The following is a 23,887-nucleotide window of genomic DNA, read 5'->3' as shown; positions in this document are numbered from 1 at the left end:
ACTTTTAATTATTTATATCCATTAAAAGAATCAGATAAAGTTTTCTAACATAAGAAAGTCTATACTTAAATCTAAAATAAAAAATAGTTGGGTAAAAAGAGCGTGTTTTCATCTATTTATCTAAACACGCTCTTACAAATATTTAAACCCTATATGAATTGCTTATTCTATTCTGATTTTCTTTTAACTAATACATATCTTTTTATATACGATTATCATGCCAGAAGTTTATTGGGAAATGATTGTTCTCATCATAAGCTTCAAATTCATACCCTTTTTCTTTTAATCCTTTTATAATTGCTGGAACAGCCGCAACAGATTGTGGATGAATATCGTGCATTAAAACAATTTCCTTCGAAGACGTCGCACCTGCTAAGACATTTTGAGCAATTTTTGCGGCTGCTACATCCACAGGTAATTTATTGTATTTCCAATCTAGAGAATCAATTGTCCAATCCCATACTTTTAAATTATTTCCGACCACTTCATTTCGAAGTGATTCATTTAATCCAGGCATTGATCCATATGGTGGGCGTGTTAATTTTGGTATGTTTCCAATAACATTTCTAATTAAAGATTGATCTTCTTTCATTTCCTTAACATATTCCTGATTGGTGTATAGCTTTTTAAAATTATGTGTCATACTATGCATGCCCACATAATTGTTCTCTACATGCTCTCGTTTCACCAAATCTGGGAACCTTTTCACATTGTCGCCAATTAAAAAGAATGTTGCTTTCACATCATTTTTCTTTAATACATCTAATAAATTAGCTGTATATTTTCCTGGTCCATCATCAAAAGTTAAATATACAACTTTTCTTTCTTTACCATCAAAACGAGTAGGTATCGATTTTTTTAATTCATTTTTAGGTAGACTGCTCACTTGTTGAACACTATTTGCCTCTTCCGCATTTACCAGGTTAGGATTCGTAATAGATTGAAACATGTAATACCCTATTGCTACTAATGTAATAGCCAACAATACACTGATAATTCTTTTTTTCTTAAGCTTAATTTTCATATTATAATCTTCTTTCCATCCTATTATTCCACTTTAGGTTGTTTAGTTATATTATCTTATTAGTTTATAATTTTTAATTTAACCACTTTCAATTTTGGGTTACTTATTTTAATAATCTATATAGATAAAAATTAGTGTCCTGCACTAGCATTCATGCCATTTCCTATGATAGTTAGAACCAAAGGATATAATACTGGTCCTAGGGTAAGGAAAATATTTAAAATCACAATAAATGTATATAACAGGCTGTAGTTTTGACTATTTAGATGTGTAAATACTAGGATAACTAATGTTATTATAGTAATGAAATGTAGTAATAACATTATCAACCAATAATACATCATTATAGTAAGATTCGCCTTTCCTAATAGTTGGCATGTTATCCCTATTATTATTCCTAATACTGTAGCATTAAAGGAAATAAACAAAATTCTTTTTAATATTCTAGGTACTGTTTTGTGATCCACAGTTTTATTATATAAGCCTATTAAAATGCCCAAAGATAGATATGCCAGTAATAACCCTACCCAATCCCAGATCCAATCTTGACCTCCCATTAAATTAAACAAAAGCGAAATGACCCCTCCTACTGCAAGAATCAAGGAGATTATAATGTTAGTTAAAGCTGATTTCATAATGTTTTCACTTCCTAAAAAATTTTATAATAAAGCATTGGTGTTTACTCATATGTTGTCATTTATTTATTTATTTATTTATTTATTAGAACTTCTTTTTAATTAACTGAGAATCTGTTTGCTTGTATTTTCTTCCATTACTTTTTTTGGAATCACACTTCCTCCTGCTCTCTATACAATTTGTGTACCTTGATTCAATTTATGTTTTAAATCATTATTTTGTAAAGAGCCTCTCCCCCCACTTTATGCAATTTAATAGGTCTAATCATTCCTGCTAATATTGTTGGTTCTAGCTAAATAACCTCTTTACCCACTATTTTTTTTAATAGTTTATATAAATGATTATCACCAACTGTATATGCCCCACATAAAAATGGTTCCATTGCTTCCCCTACAAACCCAGATGCTATTCCAAGTGCCAGTCCATCCGCTATTGCATTATTGTCAATCCCAAAATCTTATACAGAAATTCAATCATATAATCAGGTCATCATACTTAATAGTTCACATGGAAAAATAAGTATCAATCATTTCTCGTCTTATTTACTATTCTCACAACTATGCAGGTGCTTGAAAATTAATCATACTTTATTATAATTAAGTATATTAACAACATGTTTAGTATAAGTGAATAACATTAATTTTAATTTTATTTACTTATTTAAAGGGGATTACGCATATGAACAATATTAATATCGGTGAAAAAATTATGGTATTTAGAAAAGGTGCTGGATTAACTAGTAAACGGTTAGCTGAATTAGCTGATATAACACCTTCCATGTTAAGTCAGATTGAGAAAGGAATCACGAATCCATCCTTACAAACACTAAAACTAATTTCTGCAGCATTAAATATTGCTTTATTTAATTTTTTCTTAGAAGATACCATTACAGAAGAATTAGTTGTAAGAGCTAATCAAAGAAAAAAAATAACTTTCCCTGAAAGCGGCAATGTTTCGTATGAGTTATTATCACCTAATTTAGATGGATCACTGGAATTAGCTTTAATGAATCTGTTACCTCAAACCGCTTCTTCTATGGAGCCTATGGCACATAAAGGTGAAGAAATAGCATTTGTTATGGAAGGACAAGTAAAACTATATCTAAATGATGAGGTTTTACTTCTTAACCCAGGTGATAGTGTTAAAATCCCACCATACGTAAAACATAAATGGGAAAACACTTCTTTACACAAAGTCACTGTTATATTTGGAGTAACCCCACCATCTTTTTAATTTCAAGTACTAGCGCATAAAAGTTAGAGAAAATAATTCTCTAACTTTTTTGTGTACATAACTATATTTAAAAAAGTAAAAAACTTGTCTCATAATTATATGTCATTTAAATCTAAACGATTATGAGTAGTGAAAGAGACCTTTCTAATTACATACTTAATTTACTTTTTAATGTCCAGTATTTTTCTCCAGTAGTGTCAAAAGAGAATTCCACCCATCCATTTGGATCTTCACGATAAATAAAGATGTTTGTTCCACGAGTTACTGTACCAACTTTATTTTCCTCGAAAGCTACATCTGATTTACTTTTAATTTTTAAGTTAAATGGATACGGTACATGGTAATAAGCAGCTGTTGATACAACATTTGCTGTTGTCCCATCTTCATACATGTTAAATGGAATGTTATTAGATAACGCTTCAACATCTAATGTTTCGGGGTTTTTCGGTAATTTCTTTGCGGATGTATAGTCTGCCACACGGAACGGTTTAATACGTTCCATAATATTTGCAATTTTTCCAGCCCAGCCTTTGTCTGATGCATATTTTACGTTCATACCATCTAATGTTGGTCCGTTATAATGCATCCCATCTTCTTCTAAATATCTTTCTCGTACATAATTGGCATTATAAGCAATACTGTCACCGTAGGTTGGTAAATATTTTGCATATTTAAACGGATCCTTATCATACGCACGTAACCCAAATAAATTGTGTTTTCGATATGCAATTTCTGATTTTCCATATCCAGATTCTAAAATTGCATGTGCCGCTAAATACTGTGCATTCACGCCATATTTATTTTGCGCATTTATAAAATCTTGTCCATGTCCCATTAATGGACTATCTGAATGGTATTGTGCAATAAAACTATCAATCTCTTGGGCAGTAATATTAGAAGCCACTGTTAAGTTTAAATCTTCATATGATGTAGCAGTAATGATTTCTTTTCCTTCTAAACCATCGTTTAGATTTTGTTGTAACATATCAGTTTTAGCAGTAAGTTGAGCGGCCTCGGCGCGTGTTATAGACCTATTTGGTTGCCAGCCATTATCCGTACCATTGGAAATATTTAAGTCAATTAAAATATTGGCATACTTTTCTCCCCAATGCCCTTTTAAATCCTCAAATTTACTTTGGCCATTATCATTTGCTGTACTTTGTAGTTTATAAGCATTTACTAGCATCGTAGCCATAGCAGCACGTGTAACTTTTCCAGTTGGATTGAAGATGCCATTCCCTTCTCCTTTAATAATGCCAGCTTTTTCAGCTGCAGCAATATACGGAGTAGCCCAATGATTTTGGGAATCTGTAAAGGATGGTTTTGCATCGAAGTCAATTTGTATACCTAATACTTTTGTCATGATTTTCGTAGCGGAAGCTCTGTCTAATGAATCATGTGAACCAAAAGTTCCATCTGGATAACCAATTATGACTTGTTTATCCACTAAATAGTTTACAGATTGCTCTGCCCACTTGGGAACATCAGGAAATTTGTGAGTATCTGCAAATATATTAGATGAGTAGGATAGTAGACTTCCTGCAATAATTCCTGTAGCAATTAACTTGGATTTCATAAAATATTCTCCTTCTAAATCTTAATTTCTATCCATTTTCATGCATTTAATTTACATTATTCCTTTATTAAGAATTAGTAATAAAAAATTGCAATAAATGTTGGTGAGCTTATTTAATAATAAACTATATTGTTAATGGACAATATATATAAGGAGTTGCATAAATAAAGGTTCTTTCCCCAACAGAGTATATAGAGAAAAGATTTTCTATCATTTTCTATCAATATGTATCGTTTAAAAATTTTTAAGCATAACATACATTTGGTTCAACGATTTTAGCCGCCTGTATATAAGTGTCAATGAACAAATATAAGTTTATATTCAATTTTTTTAATTAAATTCAAGTTAGTTTTTGTATACTTGTTAAACTAGTATACAAACTTGAAAATCAATCTCAATTAATCACGATTAATTATAGTTAAGTATACATTAATACGTCAACACCTTATTAATTTTCAGTAAATAAAATTAATTTATACTGATTTTTCATGTTAATATTAAACATTTTTGTAAAAGTTATTCATTGACACTCATGCATATAAGTAACTATAATCGTTACACCAAATTGAATAGATGTCAGCATCATCACAAACATATAAATATAAAAATAAAAAATCTCAATTTGGTAATACAATAGATTGGTAGAGGTGTGTATTTTTATGAAGCGCAAATTAATTACAACAGGTATCCTTGCAGGAGCTATATTATCTTATTCTTCTAATATTTTAGCGGATACTTACAAATTTCCTGATGTTCCAAAGTGGGCAGAACAATCTGTAAACTATTTAGTGGATAAACAAGTCATAGTTGGTTATCCAGATGGAACTTTCGGCTCAAACGTTACGTTAGATCGAGCTTCCGCTGCAACAATTATAACAAAAGCCTTAGGGATAAAAATTGATACAAAAGCTAAACCTTCTTTTACAGATACCCAAGACCACTGGGCTACTCCGTATATTGCTGCAGCTGAAAAAGCTGGCATTATTAAAGGAGAAGGGAATGGCATCTTCAATCCAACTGGAAAAGTTACACGTGCTGCTATGGCTACGATGCTAGTAAATGCTTATAAACTACAAAGTACAGCAAATGATAATGGCCAAAGTAAATTTGAGGATTTAAAAGGGCATTGGGGAGAAAAGTATGCCAATATTTTAATTGACTTAAAAATTTCTAATGGTACTGATAACGGCTGGCAACCAAATAGATTCATCACACGAGCTGAAGCCGCTCAACTTACTGCTAAAACTGATATACTGTCAAGAGAAATGAATATTGAATTAAAAGAAAAAGACAATACAAGTACTAATACCCTTCTAAATCAGCACCAAAAATTTTCAGGTAAAGTAATTGAAAAAACAGAAGACGGATTGGTAGTTTCTGGTGAAAAATCAAGTGTATACGCTAACGTTCCTTCCCCTGAGGTACTTAAAAGTATTCAGATTGGGGATACAGTTACCATTTATGCTCCTATGTTTATAGGGTCAATACCAGGTGATCCAGCTACAGCTAAATATGCAATTGTTCAAAAAGAAAATGAAGAAAACGTTCTAAAAAAGCAATATAAAATGCACACTGGAAGTGTAATCAATAAAACCAAGGAAACTGTTGAAATTTCTAGTGAAGGCCGGACTGTTACTGCTGTCGTTTCTTCAAAAGTGCTTGAGGATATTCAAGTTGGAGATACCGTTACTATTTATGGAGCATCTTTTATAAGTAATATGGCAAGTGGTGAATTATCTGCTAAAGCTCCAATTATTGAAAAGTTGGCAAGTAAGACTGTGATCCCTAATGCAAGTATAGATAAAGCGAATTCTATATCAGAAGTCGATAAAAAAGAACAAAATGCTCTGGATCAACACCAAAAATTTTCAGGTAAAGTAATTGAAAAAACGGAAGATGGATTAGTAGTTTCTGATGAAAAATCAAGTGTATACGCTAACGTTCCTTCCCCTGAGGTACTTAAAAGTATTCAGATTGGGGATACAGTTACCATTTATGCTCCTATGTTTATAGGGTCAATACCAGGTGATCCAGCTACAGCTAAATATGCAATTGTTCAAAAAGAAAATGAAGAAAACGTTCTAAAAAAGCAATATAAAATGTACACTGGAAGTGTAATCAATAAAACCAAGGAAACTGTTGAAATTTCTAGTGAAGGTTCGACTGTTAGCGCTACCGTCTCTTCTAAAGTCTTACAAGATATAAATATTGGAGATACAATTACTATTTATGGGGTATCTTTTATGAAGAATATGGCAACTGGTGAATTATCCGCTAAAGCTCCAATCATTGAAAAGTTGGCAAAATAAATATTATGTTTCCATTGGGAAAATCCTTATAATAATAAGTATATAGATGCTATTTCTCTAAGATCTATGATTCTTTTAGTTATTTAAATTTGATATAAATTTGCTTTGTCTAAAGCTAAAAACAAGAAGCTTCTTGTCTTTTGTATAAGTGAATGAGATTTATAATTATTAAAATGGAACATTTTATCCCCTATAAATCTACTTATTTAGAATACTTTCATGTCTCTTTTCTGGGACATGAAAGTACCTATAAAATTCATAAAAGTAGCTACTTCACCCTGTTTATTAATACGATTTTAGTTTAGAGATTCATGTCCTTCTACAATTATACAACTAGTATTTTTCCATACATTTTGTAATTCGTAAAACTTTATTAAACCAAATATCATAGTTTAAGCTCGAAATCCCCTGTATCTTTATTAAGAATAGTAAACCCGTTTTTTTCATAAAGCGCCATTAATCTGGAAGGACACATGTTCGGATCAGAAATATTTAAAGGTCTTGCAGCACCAGCTATTTTTTTTACTTGTAAGTCGTTTCCCAATTTTAAAATGAAACGAAGTATCCAAGTACCAATCCCCATATTTCGCTTACTATTTTCTAGTATTTCAATAGTACAAATGCGGAGCTCTTCTGAATCCCCATAATATCCAATCATAAACTCTGCTATCTTCTCGTTCTTAGTATGCATTTCATACCTTAAATAAGTAAGTAAGTCATAGGATCCATTTTGTTCAATTAATACTACTCTTATTTTTCCTTTAAATAAATCTTGTGTCTTTAATAGGATTTCAGAGGATTCTACCTTTTTTTGTAGTGAATTAGTAAATTTAGCTAAGGAATGCATGCTCTTTAATTTCGCTAATGAATCACTGCGTGCTAATAGCCAGTAGTTCGTATTATTAATAATCCCTTTTTTAATAGTTGTATAAATGTACTTAGATCCATCTAGATGAATCTTGTTTTCTTTTAATCCATTTAATTTAGAAGTTAAAGACAAAGTTTCTTTTTCAAGATTTTTAGTTCGGTTTATTTTATTAAAAAAGATGTCTATCCCTCCTTTTTTATTAAACTCAAATGAAGCAATAATTTTAGGATATGTTTACTTTATGGTAACCACAAATAAATCTTATAAATCGTTTATTTTGTAAACCATTTCTTTTATTTCTTTATTAATATCTTTCGGCAAAGTGGTAAAACATACTGATATATTTCTATTTCCTATAATTTTGTTAGCATAAGGCAAGAGTTTTTGTGTTTTTGCGTAATTTTCTAGACTACGTTTCTCCCCTCTTTTATCATTATCTCTAAAACTGAGAAAATAAATTTTTTCATGTTCATTATCTTTGCTTGTAGGATATGAGTATGAGCAAGCCCTTCTATCTAGGTTGTCTTGATTAGCTTTTGTTGGTATGGCAGCATTTAAGGCTTTAAAAAAGTGCCATGGATGAAAATCTCCATGTTTTGACTGATCAATTTCTAAAAAAATTTTAAGTTCATTGTACAAATTATTATCAAGTTTTAGTGGTAATTCAAATGATTCAAATTGCTCCGTTTTTTTATGTTTTAGTGGTAATTCTATATACTCTCTGGTTCCTTTCTTAAATAATCCTAATATATATTCTTTGTCTGAGGATTCATTGTACTTCTTTTTCTTTAAATCTATGTAATCATATTTAAATATGGCGCATATTTGCAGATCATTTTTGTACTGAATGCCATTTATAACTTGGTAATCAAGCTGCTGTTTTAACATTGAATGTGACAATGAAAAAAGTCTTGTTAGGTTAATTGTTTTTGACATATAATACTCCCCTTTAATTACTTACATTTCACATTTGGTTAGTATATTGCTAATTCATTTGGTAGTAAATTATTTAGTGATGGAACGCTTGACCTATATTCTTCTTCTGCTGAAAGATTTTTTACATTTTCCAATTGTTCTACACTCTCAACCCCTAATAATTTTTTTATTTCATTAAAGTGCTCTCTTGATTTTAATTTTTGAAGTATAGGTAATATAGGATCTGAAAACTGGACATAACCATATGTTACAGGATACCAACGTTTACTATATTCTTGCTTCTTTCCTAATAATCGTTGAATATCTTTTATGCAATACAATAAACAGTCGGCCTCTATTAAATTCTCCCATGAGTATCCAGAGGAAATTGATTGTTCCTTGATTAAATCAGCATGTACACTTGTACGGTTTAATTGTAATCTTCTATTTCGAGTGTCTATTAGGCTATGTAAATAAAAATAGAAGAATCCATAACTTCCATCTTGTAATTCATCATAATTATTATATTTTACAAAATATCGATGCTTACAAATTTCATGAAGTTTATCATACATATTCCTAGAAATTAATATTGTTATAGTGTATAAGAAAAGCTCATGGATAAAATATCGAAAATGTTCAAATTCAATTGGACCAGTCGTACCAAAAGAACCAGAATAAATATTTAGAGTCTCAAAAAGATCGGTAATCATTTTAGTATCAAATACTGTTTGATCACTGCATAATAGCTCCATAAATTTAATGTAGTTATTTCTTAATGGAATCATTTCTTGAATTAGATTATATACTTGTTCATCATAAGGTTCGGATAATTCTAATACTCGATATGCTTCTAAATCTTCTAAAAGAGCTTTTTTATAGTCATAGCATAAGGATGCTATTCTTCCAGGTCGGTGAATGATAGCATCCTGCATAGAAGATAAAATTCCATCTACCTTAAATCTCGTTTTTTTTCCTCAAATATATAACTTGGGGCTGTTCCTAATTCTGGTTTTCGTAATAATGGCTTGTTGTATAATAAGCGAAGTAATTCTTCAAAGCCCTTTTCAAATCTACGATCTAAATCAATATATATTAAACCACTCATATGAACAGGGATATATTCCGTATCTAATTCTTCTCTTTCTAAAATAACAGGAATAAACTTTTCTTGTCGCACTTTGTTATATATGTGAGGTCCTATTATTTGTGTTTCTGTACCGACTCCACCGGTATAAGCAGCAGCTTTATCAGCGTATATCTTATTGCATAAGACTAATACTTTATCAATCGTAGGATCTGTTACCATACTTTCCATAAATGCAAATAGACTATTACCAGGATTTAAGTCCCAAAAATCTGCCACAACATCAATACCATTTTCCCTTAGACGCTGTGCAAATTTAATGACTTTTTCTTGGTATTCCTCAGTTGTCCAAGCATATGATATGAATATTTTTGGTGGTCTTGAATTAGAATGTAACTTATTTTCCATATAGGTATTCACTCCTTTAGTTAGTGCATTCATAGGTGATTCTTATATATCCCCTCTTTAAATCGTACCACATTTTGGGTATTGATATTATTAAAATACAGTATGCATAGATTGAAATTTCACAAAATATTTATCTAAACAATAGCTTTAAGATCGCGAGTTTAACTACACTTCCCATTTATAAAATAGTAAAAAACCTGAAAATATACGCTCTTAAATAAGAGTCTCTTTCCAGGTCTCCACTTCAAATAATATAAGACTGTTATTTTTAATGTGTAATATTTACTCTGCCGTCTTCGAAGATCTGAATTGATTGGTATGATTCCATGAATCCTTTTGTTTCTGGATTTCCAGCGTTAATAAGACGTGTACTTTGCTTTCCCATATAATCTTGCATTTCATTAAATTTCTCCTTATCTACAATATACATGTAGAAATATACTTTTTTTACCATCTACTTCTAAAGATTCAGAAAACTGGAAGGCATCTCCATACTTCTCTTTAAAATACTTTCTTGCTTCTTCATGGCCCTTAAAATCAGGTATTTCTGCTTCTTCCTCACGACTAATCCATAACTTAAATGGCATTTTATTCACCTCAGTGTAGTTATTTTTAGAAATTTTTCTAATGTATCGTAAAGTATCATTATAGGTTATTGTTCAAGTAATCCCTATAACAATTATGAATATTCTGTTTTTTAATTGTAATTTTATATAAATCGTGTTTTCTCGAACAACACCTGCAGATACAAACTAAATAACTATTACTATATTTCTGCTTATGTATATGCCGTACTCTTCAAGCAAAGATAAAAGCCCTCCTAATTAAAGAAGGGCTTTCGTCTTTCATATAAGTGAATCCGATTTTATGATTTAAAGAATGAATGTCGTCTGTTATATCCCTATAACTCTGACTTTATTATGTTTAATTTCATTCTTCTAATGTCTTACTAGCTGTGCTTAGTGTCTTCATTGTGATAATCCCTCCAGTTGTCGTTTCATCTCATCAGCGTTCTCTTCATTAAGCTTCTGAAGTTCCTTCCGTTCCTTTTCTTGCTTATGATTGTCGAGACGTTCCTGGCGGTTCTTATACTTTAGAGCATCTTCTTCAGTTTTCTTCTTGTCATCTACTTTCTTCTGTTCTTGCTTCTTTAGGAACTTCTCCCGGCGTTCTTCCCGTTGTTTGTTGAGTTCTTTCAACTCTTCAGAGTTTAAGTCCTTCTCAAGAATTTTTTTAGCCTTCTCATAGCTATCAGCTTGCTTTTCGGTCATTTCCTCTTTTGTGATAGCTCCATGCTGATAATCTACATAAATGCTTCTCTCCTTGTAAGGTACTTTTGAGTAATCCATTTTAGAATTCAGTGATACTTTCGGATCAACTTCCTTTTCTTTCGGGATTCCGCAAGCTCCTACTCCTATTGATAAGGCTAGGGTAAAAGCGATAGTTTTCTTGTTGAGTTTCATTGTGATTTTCTCCTTAGGTAGTCAATTTTTTAAGGTAATAATACCATAATATTATGAATAAGCAATAAAAATAAATACATATCGTGTCTTCTGGAACCACACCTGCAGGTACATAATACATAACTATTACTACATTTCCACTCATGTATATGTGTACTCTTCAAGCAAAGACAAAAGCCCTCCTAATTAAAGAAGGGCTTTTATCTTTCATATAAGTGAATCCGATTTTATGATTTTAAAAATGAACGTCGTCTATTATACCCCTATAACGCTGACATTATCATTATACTAATGTATATAACGTAAATCAATATTATAGTAATTGATAGATTCTCTCTCCTTCCCTATTTTTAACACTATCAATATCATAAAAATAATATATAAATATATATAGTTTTATTTATTATATACTTATACAAGTAATTTAGCTCTTTATAAGAGTAGAAATTACGTTTTATATAAGGAGTGGTTTGAATGAAGAACAAATTTACGCGTATGATCATGTTAATGGTAGTAATGGCCTTATCAGTTACAGCACTTGCAGCATGTGGAGATAATCGTGATCCTAAAGAAGTTGCTACAGCATATTTTGAAGATGCAAAAGAAGGAAATGCGAAAGATTTTGGAGAGTTATTTACTCCAGAAGCAAAAAAAATAGTTGGTTTTATTGGCGGAAATGCAGAATTAATGAAATCAATTAATGAAGATCTTAAAAGCTATAAGATTAGAAAAGTTGAAGAGAAAAATGAAATCGCTACAGTAACTGTTGATGCTGTATATAAAGATAATCCTAAAAAAGTAATCGTAATTGAACTAGAGAAAACGGATGATGGTTGGAAAATTAGTAAATCATAGAAAAAACGGTCTATACATACTAGACCGTTTTTTATTTTGTCTGCCCTGTTAAAGGCAAAATAAACACTTCCACACGTCTATTCTTTGCTTTTCCCTCTTGTGTATCATTTTTATCAATTGGACGATATTCTCCATGAGCAATTGCACTAAATTTTTCTGCTTGCAACTTTTTATTTTGAAGCATTACTTGCATAAAGTTCACAGCACGTTGTGAACTCAATTCCCAATTTGATGCAAAATTTGCTTTGGCAATGGGGACATTATCAGTGTGACCTGAAACAGTTATTTCACGTGGAGCTGCCGAAACAAGCAAATTAGACATTTCTTTTGCAATCCCTAACGATTCCAATTTCACATCCGCTTTCCCCGAATCAAACAGTACATTCTCTAATATTGTCACCATTAATCCCTTTTCGGTTAACTTAGTTTGAAAAGAAGAAGTTAATTGCTTCTCATCAATATATTGATTAATCTTATTTTGTAATGCTTTCAATTCATCCATTTCTTTTTCTTCTTTAGCTTCATACTTATCTTGTTTTTTTCTTGTTCTGCCTCAAGGGTCCTTAATGATAATTCTTCTTTCTCATTTGGCTTTTGATTACTCAAAAACTCTTTATTTCCAGTTCCACCTGCTAGTTCACTTTGAAAAGCTACTGCCATCTGTTTAAATTTTGCTGCATCTATACTACTCATTGCAAATAAAACAATGAACAAAGCAAACAACAACGTTAGCATATCAGAATACGGAATTAACCAAGTTTCATCAATATGGTCTTCGTTTTTTTTATTTTTGTCTCTTCTATTTCTCTTACTCCGCATTTTTTTCGCTCCTTTTTCTAGCTTCATACACTCAGTCGCAGAAAGCGCATCTTAAAATACGGTTTTTTCACAATAAACGGATATGCGCCTTCTAATAGCTTAATAAGCAATTAAGAATTAGACACTACTTCTATATTTCAAAAATATATTTCACTTTATTTGTAAATGGGTTTCGTGATAAGTAACCTGATAAAATACTGAAAACCGTTGCGAAAAATGCACCAGAAATAACATTCCTTAACTTTTCAATATCAATTAAACATTATTAGCTGTAAAATTGATTTTCTAGCTCTTTTTTTAAAATCTTTATCGGGCTCTCCTTTTGTTAAATTTCCTGATTTTAATCATGCAATTGAGTATGAATTACCACATGCTGCTAATAATAAATCACTACTTATCGCAATACCAACAGAGATGTTTTGTTTCTTCAACTTTCGATCTCGCTCTATCTAAAAATTTATTGCCAATCTTCAGCAATTGCCTAGTTTCTCATCCCATATTTCTTAGGATATTCTTCTTTCTAATTTATTAACCGAGGTCATTTTACATAAATTAATTTTTCATTCCATTACTTGATCAAAAATTTATACCCCTACCATATAGAATATTAATTAATTATTATATAAAATTTTAAATATATTATTTTCTTATCAAATTATAAAAGCTACATCCGTTTCATGCCCATTATATGCTTTAGCGAAAGAACCATAAAAAGAAATGTCAACTTCATCTGATTGTTTACCAAATCATGCTCTTTCCGTAACATCTGTCCGTGCAGTACCAGTAATATGTGAACTAGATGGACTTACCATCATTGGACCGATAAAATCGAACATTGATTTGCATTATATGTCTAATTTCTCCAAGTCTAGTTTTTTAAATTAAGCAGAAATTTCTCGAGGGGTTTCTCTAATGTCTTTCACTTTTCTGATTTTGAAATTTTTAAATACTAGTGACCCGATAAATCCAGATAATAGCCCAGTAGTCATAATAGTTGCAGTACACAATAATACTTTCATAGGATCATTAAATCCAAACATAACCACTAATCCAGCAATTGGTGTTGCTGTACCAACCGCGTTATTGATAAGTCCAAATGAGGCAACAACTATACCAGCAATCATGCCTCCCATGGCATTTGTTAAATAAATAGGAATTGGATTTGACGCAATAATATCAAACTGTGTTAATGGCTCAATAGCAACTGCTGTTGTAGTGGCCTTATTACCAAATTTCATACGTTTAAATAACATATAATTAACAAAAGAAGAATTTGTTACTGATAGGGCACCAATCGCCATTGGCATGCCAGTTAAACCAATTAAACTTGTAAGTGCCATGGAACTTAATGGACTCATGCCAACGAGTGGGATAATCCCACCTAAAATGATTCCTAATAAAATTGGACTTCCTGTACCGGCGGATATTAGAACATCCCCTATATTCTGTAATAATCCGACTACTACTGGTGCTATTGTTGTTGCTATTAAACGTGCTATAACCGGAACAACTATAACAGTAACAATTAAATCAAAGCCTTCTGGAATACGTTTTTCAATTTGTTTAATTAGGAAAGATACCAAATAACCAGCGATAAATGCTGGTAGTAACTTGAAATCAGCTACTGCTACCCCAACCATCATGGAATAGACAGGATTTACCCCCAATTTTAAACAAACAAGTGTACCAGCAGCAATTCCACCAAGTCCTCCAGCCATTTGACCAAGATCTTTTAAAAATGGAATTCCAATTAAATCACCAGTTACATAACTATGAAAAGCTTCTACTAAAAAGGTTGCACAAGCAGCACCTGAAAGTCCCCCCATTGCTTTCATTCCATGTGGAGCTTTGTAGCAAAATAATGACATGCATGAAAGAACAGTAAGTAAAAGTAAAGTACCTTTTAACATTTCCATCTCTATTCGTTCTCCTTTATTGCTTATTAAATATAATTATTGGGAGGATTGATATTTCTTCAAAGTTAATAACTTATCTCTCGACGCCCTTATTATAATTTTTATATTTATAAAATTTATTTTTTCTTATAAAAAATTTTCATTTGATATGAAGCGATTATGTTCATTGTTTGAAGGTCTATTAATTAACAAGTAGAACAAAATAATGCAGAACTACTTTGGTTAACACCTTGACTATATTAAGAAATTCTTTTAAAAATGCTTATATTTCCCTCTATTGAAGCAGTTCCTTTTATATCGGAAAGCTGTTGTAAAAAAATAAATGTTCTTTTCCTACGTGTATTTTTCGGGGTATTAAATATCGAAAGTTCTGAATTTATCGATTGTGTTTTCAATATTAAAAGTATGTCTAGTAGTATTTAGACTTATTTACATATCCTCTAAATGAGCTTTTTAAATATTTATTTGGATACAAATCATTAATCATTGCGTAGGGACTTCCATTCCAGTATCTTACTACTGGTGTCCATAATCTCTGTCTTTTTAGCCACTTCAGTGTGTACTGCTGTAATAATTGATCATCTGTCAACTCTTCTTTTTCTTCAATTGTCCACCGTAACGCATCTAACGCTTTTTTTCTCGTCCAAAAACCACTAGGTGTCATCTTAAATTCCCATTCTTTATATTGATTCGGATATAAGTCATTAATCATTGCATATGGACTATCATTCCAATATATTTGACAGGCCCCTCTCAATCCAACTTGCGTTAACCATTTATGTTCGTATATATTCTTCAATTGTTCCGGATTTAATTTTTCTTTTTCTTCAATCGTCCATACCAGAGCTTGTAATGCTTTTTCTTTTGTCCAAAATTTATTAGGAGTTTTAGTAAATTCCCATTCTTTAAATCGATTTGGATATAAATCATTAATCATCGCATACGGACTTCCATCCCAAAGCGTTCTTAAAGGTGCGCTTAGTCGTCGTTCGTTTAACCATTTTTGTCCATAAGTTTGTAAGAATATTTCGGGTGATAATTTCTCTTCTTCTTCAATTATCCATTTTAATAATTCTAAGGCCTTTTCTTTTGTCCAAAAATTTAAAGGTGTCATTTTAAATTCCCATTCTTTATATCTGTTTGGATATAAATCATTGATCATTGCGTACGGACTATTTTCATACTTATGCTTCAATACTCCACGTAATCGATACTTCGCAATTAATGCGTAATTCCAATTCTGTTTAATCTCTTCGTCGTTCCACTTTAAAAGTTTTGTTACTAAATACCTAGTTACTCTTCTAGCCATCTCATTATTTTTATCTAATTTCCATGTGTTTGGTGGGAATCTATTTCTTTTTCCATCTAAAATTTCCTGATAAATTTCCTCTATCGTAATTGCTTTCATCTGCATCTCACAACTTGCATCCCTTTCTTATCTTCCGAACAAAGAAAATTCAGACTTTATCACGTGAGTTATCATGTCAATCTATAATAAGAAACTAGTTTAATTCTATTGCTTTGCTTTTCTAGTGAAAAGCTTTAATAAGTCTTTAAAAGAAAATAAAGGCTGATATTTGTAATACGATTCATATTGCCACTTATCACTATTCAAAAGTTCTAGATTATTACATTTTTCTTTAGTACTATTTAAATCATTCTTTTTATTCATATCTTCATCTCCATCTAATACAGGTAATATAATTGAAAACTAAATTATATTATTGGTTGAATATCCTTAGTAGCCATCATGAAATTTAAGTAAGTGCTTTTAATTTTTGTTGTAAAACTTCATTTATTATCCACTTATTAGGATTGAACTTCAAATATACAATCAATTTCCACTGTAATATTCATTGGTAGTTGATTTGCTCCAATTGCCGTCCGAGCATGTTGGCCTTCTATTCCAAATATATCGTGTAACAACTTTGAGGCCGCATTAATAACAATATGTTGTTGATCAAAGTCAGTTTCACTATTCACAAAGGCTTGTAGTTTAATTACATTTACAATGCGGTCTAAATCACCAATATATTCTTTGACTGCTGCCAGTGTATTAATGATACAAAGTCTTGCTGCTTCTTGTGCTTCTTCTAAGGTTCTTTCTCCCCCAGCTTTCCCTGTATAAGCGAGGTTAGCATTAATAAATGGAGCTTGTCCTGATACAAATAGGAAATTTCCTATTTGTTTAACTGGTACGTATAATGCTTTAGCAGGCGAAGTTTTAGGTAATATAATACCTAGTTCCTCAATTCTTTGTTCTACTTTCATTTTCTAACCTCATTTTTATTTTATTTAAATATCACCAATGGCATATACAACTGTTGTTCCCGCAATTTTTACTCTGTCTCCCTCATGTTTACAATATAGTGTTCTTCCTCGGCCAGACAGTTGTCTTGCTACCATGTATAAACAGTTACTTTTTGGGCATATGACGTCTCACAAATAAAGTCACATTGGGTAGAAGCAACCATTAAGTTCCAGGATTTTATCTTTAGACTTGGATTGAAAATTTTAAAAAGTTCATTTCTCGCTTCTTCAAAATAAGTAAAATAATTTGCATTGTTTACATGTCCCAAAGAATCACATTCATTAAAACGTACAGTAATATCATGCTTAAACATAATATATCTCCTTTTAAGCTTGGTAATATAAAGGTCTCTGATTACATAGAAAAGTATTTAGTGAATAATAAGTATTTGCATGATTTAAAAAAATGAAGTATAGTGCCACTATGCTATATGGCCAGTCTAGTTAATATTGCTATATAGGTTGTAAATATATATTGCCTTTGTGTTAAATGATTAAAATATCGTAACAAATGGGTATCCTTTTAAGGCAAAGTTGTTTAACCTATCTCTTGTTAATAGAGTTATTTCCTCCTTTCGAATTCTATTTTTTAATTCTTTATTTCAGAGATTTCCTTAATCTACTTGTATGTTATAACGGAACCGTATATAACACTCAAGCCCCTTCTATAACACTGAAAGGAGAATTAGTATGCATTTTGAAATTCAACGTAACAGTGAAATTTCACTTTCCAAACAAATATACCTATCTATTGTCGACCAAATTCGTTCCGGCTTTCTACAGGAAGGAGCACAATTACCTTCTATACGCAGTCTTACAAAACAATTAAAAGTGAGTCTGGTGACAGTAGCAAAAGCATATAAGAAACTTGAAGAAGATGGCTTTGTTACCTCAATTCAAGGAAAAGGATCATTTGTTAATCCAGAAAGAAAGGAAGTTGTTAATAGGCAACCTAAAGTTTCTCCTTATAATTGGCAGGTATCAATTCAGGATTACTTACCTAGATCTCAATTTTCACGCTTTCATTATGTTCCAGAAATGATTCAATTATCATCTTCGATGATTGATCCAAAGCTTTTTCCAAATCGTTTTTTAGAACAAGAAGTTCAAAAGATATTTGTTGATAACCCAAGAATTTTATCTCAATATGGAGAAGTACAAGGAGATCTTGAACTAAGACATGAAATGGCCGCATATTTGAAAAGAATGGATATTACTACAGTTCCAGAAAACATTTTAGTTACAAATGGTTCTCAACAAGGAATTGGTCTTATTGCTCGTACGTTTATCGGACCGGATGATGTGGTTATAATGGAGGCTCCAACTTACCCAGGAGCAATCGATGTCTTTCGTGGGAGAGGTGCTACAGTCCTTACCGTTCCAATCGATAAAGATGGTATGAGAATAGATATCCTGCAGAATTTATGTGACAAATATAAACCAAAGATCATATATACAGTGCCTACCTTTCATAATCCAACAGGTATTGTCACAACTGCTAAAAGACGTAGACAAATTCTTGATATAGCTCAAAGTAGCAATAGCATAGTTATTGAAGATGATCCATGGAGCGAAATTTACTTTAATAAAAAACCACCGGCTCCCATTAAAAGTTTAGATGATTCCGGACATGTCATTTATTTGAAAGGATTAAGTAAGACATTTGCTCCTGGTTGTAGAATTGGAGTATTAATTGCTTCTGGTTCTATATTTAATCGATTATTAGCAGCAAAAGCTAACGCAGACTTAGGAAGTCCTTTACTTACTCAAAAAATAATATTGCCATTTATGAGATCACAAAAATCAATGGAACATATAAAAAAATTAAGAACTGCTTTGAAATTACGAAGAGATCTAGTTTTGGAACTGTTGTCAAAACTTGCTCCATCTGAGGTTTCATGGTTCATACCTGAAGGAGGATTAAATCTTTGGATTAGTCTTCCTGATTGGATGGATACAAATTCTATTCTTTTAGAAGCACAAAAGAAAAAAGTGACATTTTTGCCTGGTACAGCATGTTATCCTGTAGAACTAGAAAATCATCATATGAGATTAAGTTACTCTTATATGAGTGAGAAGCAATTAAAAGAGGGTGTTGAAATTTTATGCGGTATATTCCATTCTTTGATTTCAGAAAAGAAATCTTACGACAATTCCCCCTTCTTTTAATTGTAAGTTGATAGTAAATAGATCAGGTGTTTTTCATTCAAAATGAATATACACTCTAAATTGATAAATGTAATTTATAGCTAAAAGAATATTTAACAAACAAGATAGATAAATGAACCTAAGAAATAGGTTTTATCTATCTTGTTTTTTATAATTTACTCAAATATTTTTTGACTAATTTAACTATATCTATAACAAAAAAGGCAACTAAGAATGAAAGCAACATAAGTCTAAGTTCCTGTTATTACTAGCCTATGAAAATGATTCGTTAGATACTTTTAATATGTAAACGCACATGTACATAAGCATATGTTTTATTTCAAGATTTTAATTTACCCACTCACCTCTTATATCAAGTAAATTTCAGTTTTTAAAACATTTAACGATTAACGTCTACTTTTTATCTTTTCTACCACTCTTACTTAGAGGGTAATTTAACGTGTTATTCAAATTTAAGTGTTATAAAACGTACTTGACTGTTATGCATATGTACCCGTTAGCATAATTGTAATGGGGTAGATATGCTTTTATATGCCTACCTCATATTATATAAGCGGAGGTGTAAGAGACATGTCTTTTAAATTTTCTTAATTTATAGAAATAATAGATTTTAAACGGTATTCAGTCGGATTTATATTAGATGGTTATTTCTCAGTCATCAAATTGGCTTAGCGCTAGAGACGTATTTACTAGGAATACTATATAGTAAGAAGGGCAACTATAATTTATCCTTTTATTTGTCGATAGTCATTTTAATAGGAGCAGTAATTTTAAATCTTTTACTGCCTGAAGCTAAGCAAGCCTTCAGTGAGAATAAAAATATAAAAGCAGGAGTTAAATAAAATTGAGGTTCCCTTATGTGAAAGCACATACATCTTGAAAGGATGATAAAGTATGTCAAAACAAGAGTTCATACTATTAAAAGAAAAACTAACATTACCTGTTATTGCAGCTCCAATGTTTCTGGTTTCAAGTCCAGAAATGATCATTAATGGCTGTAAAGCAGGAATAGTAAGCTCTTTTCCACTACTTAATGCTCGTACCACGGAAATGCTAGAGGAATGGATGAAACATATCACATATGAACTTTCAACAAGTCAACTTAAAAATGGAGCACATTCTATTGCTCCTTGGGCAGTGAACTTGATTGTACATCGAACAAATCAGCGATATGAAGCAGACCTTGAACTAATAAAAACATATCGTCCCCCTATTGTAATTACATCACTAGGAAATCCATCTTTAGTTGTAAATATTGTGCATGAATATGGAGGATTAGTTTTCTCCGATGCTACTAATCTAACTCATGCAAGAAAAGCTGTGGAAGCAGGAATAGACGGTTTAATCCTCGTTTGTACAGGGGCTGGCGGACATGCGGGAATGCTTAATCCAATTGCCTTTCTAACGGAAGTAAAAGAGTTCTGGGATGGCATTACAGTAGTCGCTGGTTGCGTATCTCGTGGTCAAGACATCTTAGCCATGGAAATTCTGGGGGCAGATATGGTTTATATGGGCACCCGATTTATAGCCTCATCTGAATGTTTAGCAAGTGATACTTATCAAAATATGCTGGTTGAATCCAATGTTGAAGATTTGATTTATACCGATGCATTTAGCGGAGTGCATGCAAATTATCTTATTCCTAGTATTTTAAAGGTAGAACTTGATCCCAATCATTTGCAAAAGAAAACATCATTAGATTTTTCTTTTGCTCAAACCAATGAAATGGGAATAAAGCCGTGGAAAGATATATTTTCTGCAGGTCAAGGTGTAGGAAACATCAAACAGGTGCAACCAATTGCTGATATTGTAACAAAATTAAAAGGAGAGTATGACCAAGCATTTACCTCTCTAGTAAACAGTTATTCCACTTCTACATTGCAGAAGAATAATTAATAAACTGTCTATTTCTTATAAAAAAGAACTTGTAAAAAGATTACAAGTTCTTTTTAGATATTATTTTAGCTATGGATAAACAATCCACGCTGATAATTAGGAGTTTATACATGTGTTGGTTAGTATAATTGATAGAAAAGATTAATAAGAATTAGATGGATTTTTTTATTAAGACCAAATCCATTGATCATCCTCATTATTATTGGTGTCATTTAGAATTTTCAATTCTTGAATTTTTTCAATGTTATTTTTTATATTCCAATGAATGGTACTCCCACCCCATTCTACAAGTTCCATATTATTCACTTTAACTTTGTCACCGACATTAAATTGTTGTCCTTGAGTTAAGTAAACTTCTATGATGTCATTTCCACCTTTGATTTTAGGATATTTAACATGTACATAATCTGTAGATGTATTTCCGTATTTATTAAGTTGGCCTTTTTTACTAATCTCTCCTACTACATAATCAGGAAGGCCATTTTCTTGGAAATAAACCCCTGGTTTTAACGATTTACTTTCAATGGAATTTGCAACCATATATTCAGTGAAATTATTCATCATGGTACCAGTAACCTTTACTTCCTCCCCTATTTTCACATTTGGTGAAGTATTAAAATAGACACTGATAGGATCTGTAAACTGTTTTGATTTAACAGATATAACATTTTTATTAATCTCAACTACACGCCCTTCGATTGTTAGTGTAATTGATTCAATAGAAGCTGCATTTACTTTTGTTGCTTCTAATCCTGGCAAATTTGTACCTGCAAGTGTTGCGATTCCTAATGCACCAGCTAAAATGATTTTTTTCATACTCATTTCATAACATCTCCATTCATATTTCACTTTTTTATTAGTTAATATTAAATATGTTGTAACCAAATAAGTTACACATGTTGTGTTAAGCAGTTATAAATTGTATACAATCTTATATACGAAGAAAATAGTTTGTTAAGACATATGTATCCTCTGAATGAATTTTCTATATGTTTATTTTGATATAAACCATTGCATAACGCCATGTAATTGACGCTTCAAAATTAATAAGGTATCTCAATTCTGTTTTTTCTCTTCTTTATTCCAATTTTTAAAGATAGGTACTCTTTTTTCTACTAAGAATTAACAAACAATAAAAGTCTTTATCAATAAATCTAATCACTCCTTTGGGGTAAAATTATGACAAGCAAATTTTCATATTTTATTTTAAGAAATTCATTCAGCTACTTGTATGTTACAACAAAACCATATATAACAATCAACCCTCGTTTATAACACTGAAAAGAAATTTAATATGTATATAATGATACTGCTAACAAGATCTATACATCAGTTTTAAAGACATCTGTAAATTTATCTTCTTCAATTTCTTCTTATTTTCTTCCTCACCATGAATTATAATATTTTAATAATTTAAAATTAAGTGTTATATATAACCGTTGACTGTTATGTATGTGTATCCATTATTATATTATTTGTAACTGGAAGGTTGTTTTCTAACCAGTATACAGCACTTTCATCAGACCGGTCGGTCCGGTCTGAAATAATGATAATAGGATGTGTGTACAATATGAAATTCCAAGTTGTTTTATTTGATGGTTTTGATTTAATGGATGCAATTGCTCCTTTTGATGTCTTTAACGCAGCAGCAGGACTTTCTCCAGAAGAAGTAACAGTAGAGTTGGTGACTGTTGAAGGGAAAAGATTTGTTAACAGTGGAGTTGATAACGTAAGAGTCGAAGCTTCAGGCATACTCGACCCAAACGCCGAAGGTGTAATTCTAATTCCAGGTAGTTCCGGGGATTCCTATGAGGATGGACCAAATTCAATTGTAAATAGATTAAAAAGGGCTTCTGAGACGGAGTTGAAAACCTTGTTACACCAAGCGGCAAAAAATCCAAATATTACTTTAAATACAGTATGCGTAGGTGCTAACCTTCTAGGGATGATTGGGCTTCTAAATGGTCGATATGCTAGTACACATTTTATGGGAATGGATGCCTTACCTAAAATGGGCGCTATACCGGTGCATGCTCGTATAGTAGATGATGGGGATATAGTATCAAGCGGTGGTGTAACTTCAGGGATAGATCTTGCCATTTACACAATTGAACAAAAACTAGGATCAAAAATTGCACACGCTGTAGAAAAACTGTTTGAATTTGAACGTAGAAGTACAGTTTGGAAAAATGAAGGTCAAAATCCTGTCGCGTTTTAATTAAATGATTTTGTATTAGGGGTATCACCATATCTCTACCAAATTAAGAAAAATAAATACCCCAGAACGAAATGTTTACTTTTCTACAATAAACTAACAAACCAAAGTTTATATATGTAATAATAATCGCTGTTGTTAAATAAGCGACTTGAGTACTCCTCATAATTATTCTTATGAGGAGTACA

At 31.4% G+C, this 23,887-nt stretch carries 22 protein-coding genes and 3 pseudogenes; 7 read left to right on the top strand and 18 right to left on the bottom strand.

Translation table 11 applies throughout. The features are described from left to right. Positions 1-202: 202 nt before the first annotated feature. Together N2V92_RS01175 and N2V92_RS01170 are read right to left on the bottom strand one after the other, a co-directional pair. On the bottom strand, positions 203-1,024 hold the full coding sequence (locus N2V92_RS01175) for a peptidoglycan-N-acetylglucosamine deacetylase (RefSeq protein ID WP_170264918.1): 822 nt from the start codon (positions 1,022-1,024) through the stop codon (positions 203-205). Positions 1,025-1,155: 131 nt separating this feature from the next. Then, complete coding sequence (locus N2V92_RS01170) at positions 1,156-1,659, bottom strand: DUF3902 family protein (protein WP_340864012.1); 504 nt, start codon at positions 1,657-1,659, stop codon at positions 1,156-1,158. A 679-nt stretch (positions 1,660-2,338) separates the two neighbouring features. On the opposite strand from N2V92_RS01170, the gene N2V92_RS01165 reads away from it, so the two are divergent. Then, positions 2,339-2,893 carry a helix-turn-helix domain-containing protein gene (locus N2V92_RS01165; RefSeq protein WP_170265104.1) on the top strand — a complete coding sequence of 185 codons (555 nt, stop codon included), beginning with the start codon at positions 2,339-2,341 and terminating at the stop codon, positions 2,891-2,893. 148 nt (positions 2,894-3,041) lie between these two features. On the opposite strand, the gene N2V92_RS01160 is transcribed toward N2V92_RS01165, so the two are convergent. Beyond that, positions 3,042-4,469 (bottom strand): S-layer homology domain-containing protein, encoded by a 1,428-nt coding sequence (locus tag N2V92_RS01160; protein ID WP_340864009.1) that lies wholly within the window; start codon positions 4,467-4,469, stop codon positions 3,042-3,044. Positions 4,470-5,128: 659 nt separating this feature from the next. On the opposite strand from N2V92_RS01160, the gene N2V92_RS01155 reads away from it, so the two are divergent. After that, on the top strand, positions 5,129-6,778 hold the full coding sequence (locus N2V92_RS01155) for an S-layer homology domain-containing protein (protein ID WP_170265016.1): 1,650 nt from the start codon (positions 5,129-5,131) through the stop codon (positions 6,776-6,778). Between the two features lie 385 nt (positions 6,779-7,163). Here the strand turns inward: N2V92_RS01155 and N2V92_RS01150 are convergent, their stop codons facing one another. From N2V92_RS01150 to N2V92_RS01120, 7 genes are all read right to left on the bottom strand, one after another. After that, the gene (locus N2V92_RS01150; protein WP_170265014.1) at positions 7,164-7,778 is read right to left on the bottom strand and encodes a GNAT family N-acetyltransferase; all 615 of its coding nucleotides are present in this window, start codon (positions 7,776-7,778) and stop codon (positions 7,164-7,166) included. 129 nt (positions 7,779-7,907) lie between these two features. Further along, a complete protein-coding gene (locus N2V92_RS01145) occupies positions 7,908-8,582 on the bottom strand; it encodes a DUF6037 family protein (protein ID WP_170265012.1) in 675 nt (224 codons plus the stop codon). A 38-nt stretch (positions 8,583-8,620) separates the two neighbouring features. After that, entirely contained in the window at positions 8,621-9,496 is an 876-nt protein-coding gene (locus N2V92_RS01140) for a hypothetical protein (protein ID WP_249383816.1), read from the bottom strand. A 17-nt stretch (positions 9,497-9,513) separates the two neighbouring features. Further along, positions 9,514-10,056, bottom strand: coding sequence for a TIR domain-containing protein (locus tag N2V92_RS01135; RefSeq protein WP_249383815.1), 543 nt, complete (start codon positions 10,054-10,056; stop codon positions 9,514-9,516). A gap of 268 nt (positions 10,057-10,324) precedes the next feature. Next, positions 10,325-10,453 (bottom strand): hypothetical protein, encoded by a 129-nt coding sequence (locus N2V92_RS01130; protein ID WP_276568709.1) that lies wholly within the window; start codon positions 10,451-10,453, stop codon positions 10,325-10,327. 16 nt (positions 10,454-10,469) lie between these two features. After that, positions 10,470-10,643, bottom strand: coding sequence for a hypothetical protein (locus N2V92_RS01125; RefSeq protein ID WP_249383814.1), 174 nt, complete (start codon positions 10,641-10,643; stop codon positions 10,470-10,472). Positions 10,644-11,024: 381 nt separating this feature from the next. Continuing rightward, positions 11,025-11,519 (bottom strand): DNA ligase, encoded by a 495-nt coding sequence (locus N2V92_RS01120; protein WP_170265010.1) that lies wholly within the window; start codon positions 11,517-11,519, stop codon positions 11,025-11,027. Positions 11,520-11,993: 474 nt separating this feature from the next. On the opposite strand from N2V92_RS01120, the gene N2V92_RS01115 reads away from it, so the two are divergent. Continuing rightward, a complete protein-coding gene (locus N2V92_RS01115) occupies positions 11,994-12,374 on the top strand; it encodes a DUF4878 domain-containing protein (protein ID WP_170265008.1) in 381 nt (126 codons plus the stop codon). Positions 12,375-12,405: 31 nt separating this feature from the next. Here N2V92_RS01115 and motB read toward each other — a convergent pair. The 7 genes and pseudogenes from motB to N2V92_RS01080 form a co-directional block, all read right to left on the bottom strand. Further along, a pseudogene (gene motB, locus N2V92_RS01110) lies at positions 12,406-13,193 on the bottom strand (flagellar motor protein MotB). After that, positions 13,194-13,452: pseudogene (locus tag N2V92_RS29945) on the bottom strand (flagellar motor protein MotA); the annotation flags it as partial. A gap of 622 nt (positions 13,453-14,074) precedes the next feature. Further along, the gene (locus tag N2V92_RS01105; protein WP_170265005.1) at positions 14,075-15,109 is read right to left on the bottom strand and encodes a PTS sugar transporter subunit IIC; all 1,035 of its coding nucleotides are present in this window, start codon (positions 15,107-15,109) and stop codon (positions 14,075-14,077) included. Between the two features lie 409 nt (positions 15,110-15,518). Continuing rightward, positions 15,519-16,523 carry a DUF4046 domain-containing protein gene (locus N2V92_RS01100; RefSeq protein WP_170265003.1) on the bottom strand — a complete coding sequence of 335 codons (1,005 nt, stop codon included), beginning with the start codon at positions 16,521-16,523 and terminating at the stop codon, positions 15,519-15,521. 99 nt (positions 16,524-16,622) lie between these two features. Continuing rightward, on the bottom strand, positions 16,623-16,781 hold the full coding sequence (locus N2V92_RS01095; protein ID WP_170265001.1) for a hypothetical protein: 159 nt from the start codon (positions 16,779-16,781) through the stop codon (positions 16,623-16,625). 137 nt (positions 16,782-16,918) lie between these two features. Beyond that, positions 16,919-17,380: a RidA family protein gene (locus N2V92_RS01090; RefSeq protein WP_097807856.1), complete on the bottom strand. Its 462-nt coding sequence runs from the start codon at positions 17,378-17,380 to the stop codon at positions 16,919-16,921. A 128-nt stretch (positions 17,381-17,508) separates the two neighbouring features. Next, complete coding sequence (locus N2V92_RS01080) at positions 17,509-17,733, bottom strand: acyl-CoA thioesterase (protein ID WP_249383813.1); 225 nt, start codon at positions 17,731-17,733, stop codon at positions 17,509-17,511. A gap of 376 nt (positions 17,734-18,109) precedes the next feature. On the opposite strand from N2V92_RS01080, the gene pdxR reads away from it, so the two are divergent. The 3 genes and pseudogenes from pdxR (at position 18,110) to N2V92_RS01065 (ending at position 21,484) form a co-directional block, all read left to right on the top strand. Then, a complete protein-coding gene (pdxR, locus tag N2V92_RS01075; protein ID WP_170264999.1) occupies positions 18,110-19,588 on the top strand; it encodes a MocR-like pyridoxine biosynthesis transcription factor PdxR in 1,479 nt (492 codons plus the stop codon). 609 nt (positions 19,589-20,197) lie between these two features. Further along, a pseudogene (locus tag N2V92_RS01070) lies at positions 20,198-20,430 on the top strand (MFS transporter); the annotation flags it as partial. A gap of 52 nt (positions 20,431-20,482) precedes the next feature. Then, complete coding sequence (locus tag N2V92_RS01065) at positions 20,483-21,484, top strand: NAD(P)H-dependent flavin oxidoreductase (protein ID WP_170264997.1); 1,002 nt, start codon at positions 20,483-20,485, stop codon at positions 21,482-21,484. A gap of 168 nt (positions 21,485-21,652) precedes the next feature. On the opposite strand, the gene N2V92_RS01060 is transcribed toward N2V92_RS01065, so the two are convergent. Next, positions 21,653-22,306: a hypothetical protein gene (locus N2V92_RS01060; protein WP_170264995.1), complete on the bottom strand. Its 654-nt coding sequence runs from the start codon at positions 22,304-22,306 to the stop codon at positions 21,653-21,655. 748 nt (positions 22,307-23,054) lie between these two features. Here N2V92_RS01060 and N2V92_RS01055 point away from each other — a divergent pair. Next, on the top strand, positions 23,055-23,702 hold the full coding sequence (locus N2V92_RS01055) for a DJ-1/PfpI family protein (protein WP_097807860.1): 648 nt from the start codon (positions 23,055-23,057) through the stop codon (positions 23,700-23,702). The last annotated feature ends 185 nt before the right edge of the window (positions 23,703-23,887 follow it).

Origin of the sequence: Bacillus sp. CH_48 (genome assembly GCF_038008465.1) — a bacterium.
Taxonomy (GTDB): domain Bacteria; phylum Bacillota; class Bacilli; order Bacillales; family Bacillaceae_G; genus Bacillus_A; species Bacillus_A thuringiensis_S.
This window is presented reverse-complemented; position numbering and strand designations above follow the sequence as displayed.

Coding starts and splice junctions, on each gene's coding strand:
- N2V92_RS01175 (WP_170264918.1), bottom strand. CDS start 1,024: ATGAAAATTAAGCTTAAGAAAAAAAGAATTATCAGTGTATTGTTGGCT.
- N2V92_RS01170 (WP_340864012.1), bottom strand. CDS start 1,659: ATGAAATCAGCTTTAACTAACATTATAATCTCCTTGATTCTTGCAGTA.
- N2V92_RS01165 (WP_170265104.1), top strand. CDS start 2,339: ATGAACAATATTAATATCGGTGAAAAAATTATGGTATTTAGAAAAGGT.
- N2V92_RS01160 (WP_340864009.1), bottom strand. CDS start 4,469: ATGAAATCCAAGTTAATTGCTACAGGAATTATTGCAGGAAGTCTACTA.
- N2V92_RS01155 (WP_170265016.1), top strand. CDS start 5,129: ATGAAGCGCAAATTAATTACAACAGGTATCCTTGCAGGAGCTATATTA.
- N2V92_RS01145 (WP_170265012.1), bottom strand. CDS start 8,582: ATGTCAAAAACAATTAACCTAACAAGACTTTTTTCATTGTCACATTCA.
- N2V92_RS01140 (WP_249383816.1), bottom strand. CDS start 9,496: ATGCAGGATGCTATCATTCACCGACCTGGAAGAATAGCATCCTTATGC.
- N2V92_RS01135 (WP_249383815.1), bottom strand. CDS start 10,056: ATGGAAAATAAGTTACATTCTAATTCAAGACCACCAAAAATATTCATA.
- N2V92_RS01130 (WP_276568709.1), bottom strand. CDS start 10,453: ATGCAAGATTATATGGGAAAGCAAAGTACACGTCTTATTAACGCTGGA.
- N2V92_RS01125 (WP_249383814.1), bottom strand. CDS start 10,643: ATGCCATTTAAGTTATGGATTAGTCGTGAGGAAGAAGCAGAAATACCT.
- N2V92_RS01120 (WP_170265010.1), bottom strand. CDS start 11,519: ATGAAACTCAACAAGAAAACTATCGCTTTTACCCTAGCCTTATCAATA.
- N2V92_RS01115 (WP_170265008.1), top strand. CDS start 11,994: ATGAAGAACAAATTTACGCGTATGATCATGTTAATGGTAGTAATGGCC.
- N2V92_RS01105 (WP_170265005.1), bottom strand. CDS start 15,109: ATGGAAATGTTAAAAGGTACTTTACTTTTACTTACTGTTCTTTCATGC.
- N2V92_RS01100 (WP_170265003.1), bottom strand. CDS start 16,523: ATGCAGATGAAAGCAATTACGATAGAGGAAATTTATCAGGAAATTTTA.
- N2V92_RS01095 (WP_170265001.1), bottom strand. CDS start 16,781: ATGAATAAAAAGAATGATTTAAATAGTACTAAAGAAAAATGTAATAAT.
- N2V92_RS01090 (WP_097807856.1), bottom strand. CDS start 17,380: ATGAAAGTAGAACAAAGAATTGAGGAACTAGGTATTATATTACCTAAA.
- N2V92_RS01080 (WP_249383813.1), bottom strand. CDS start 17,733: ATGTTTAAGCATGATATTACTGTACGTTTTAATGAATGTGATTCTTTG.
- pdxR (WP_170264999.1), top strand. CDS start 18,110: ATGCATTTTGAAATTCAACGTAACAGTGAAATTTCACTTTCCAAACAA.
- N2V92_RS01065 (WP_170264997.1), top strand. CDS start 20,483: ATGTCAAAACAAGAGTTCATACTATTAAAAGAAAAACTAACATTACCT.
- N2V92_RS01060 (WP_170264995.1), bottom strand. CDS start 22,306: ATGAGTATGAAAAAAATCATTTTAGCTGGTGCATTAGGAATCGCAACA.
- N2V92_RS01055 (WP_097807860.1), top strand. CDS start 23,055: ATGAAATTCCAAGTTGTTTTATTTGATGGTTTTGATTTAATGGATGCA.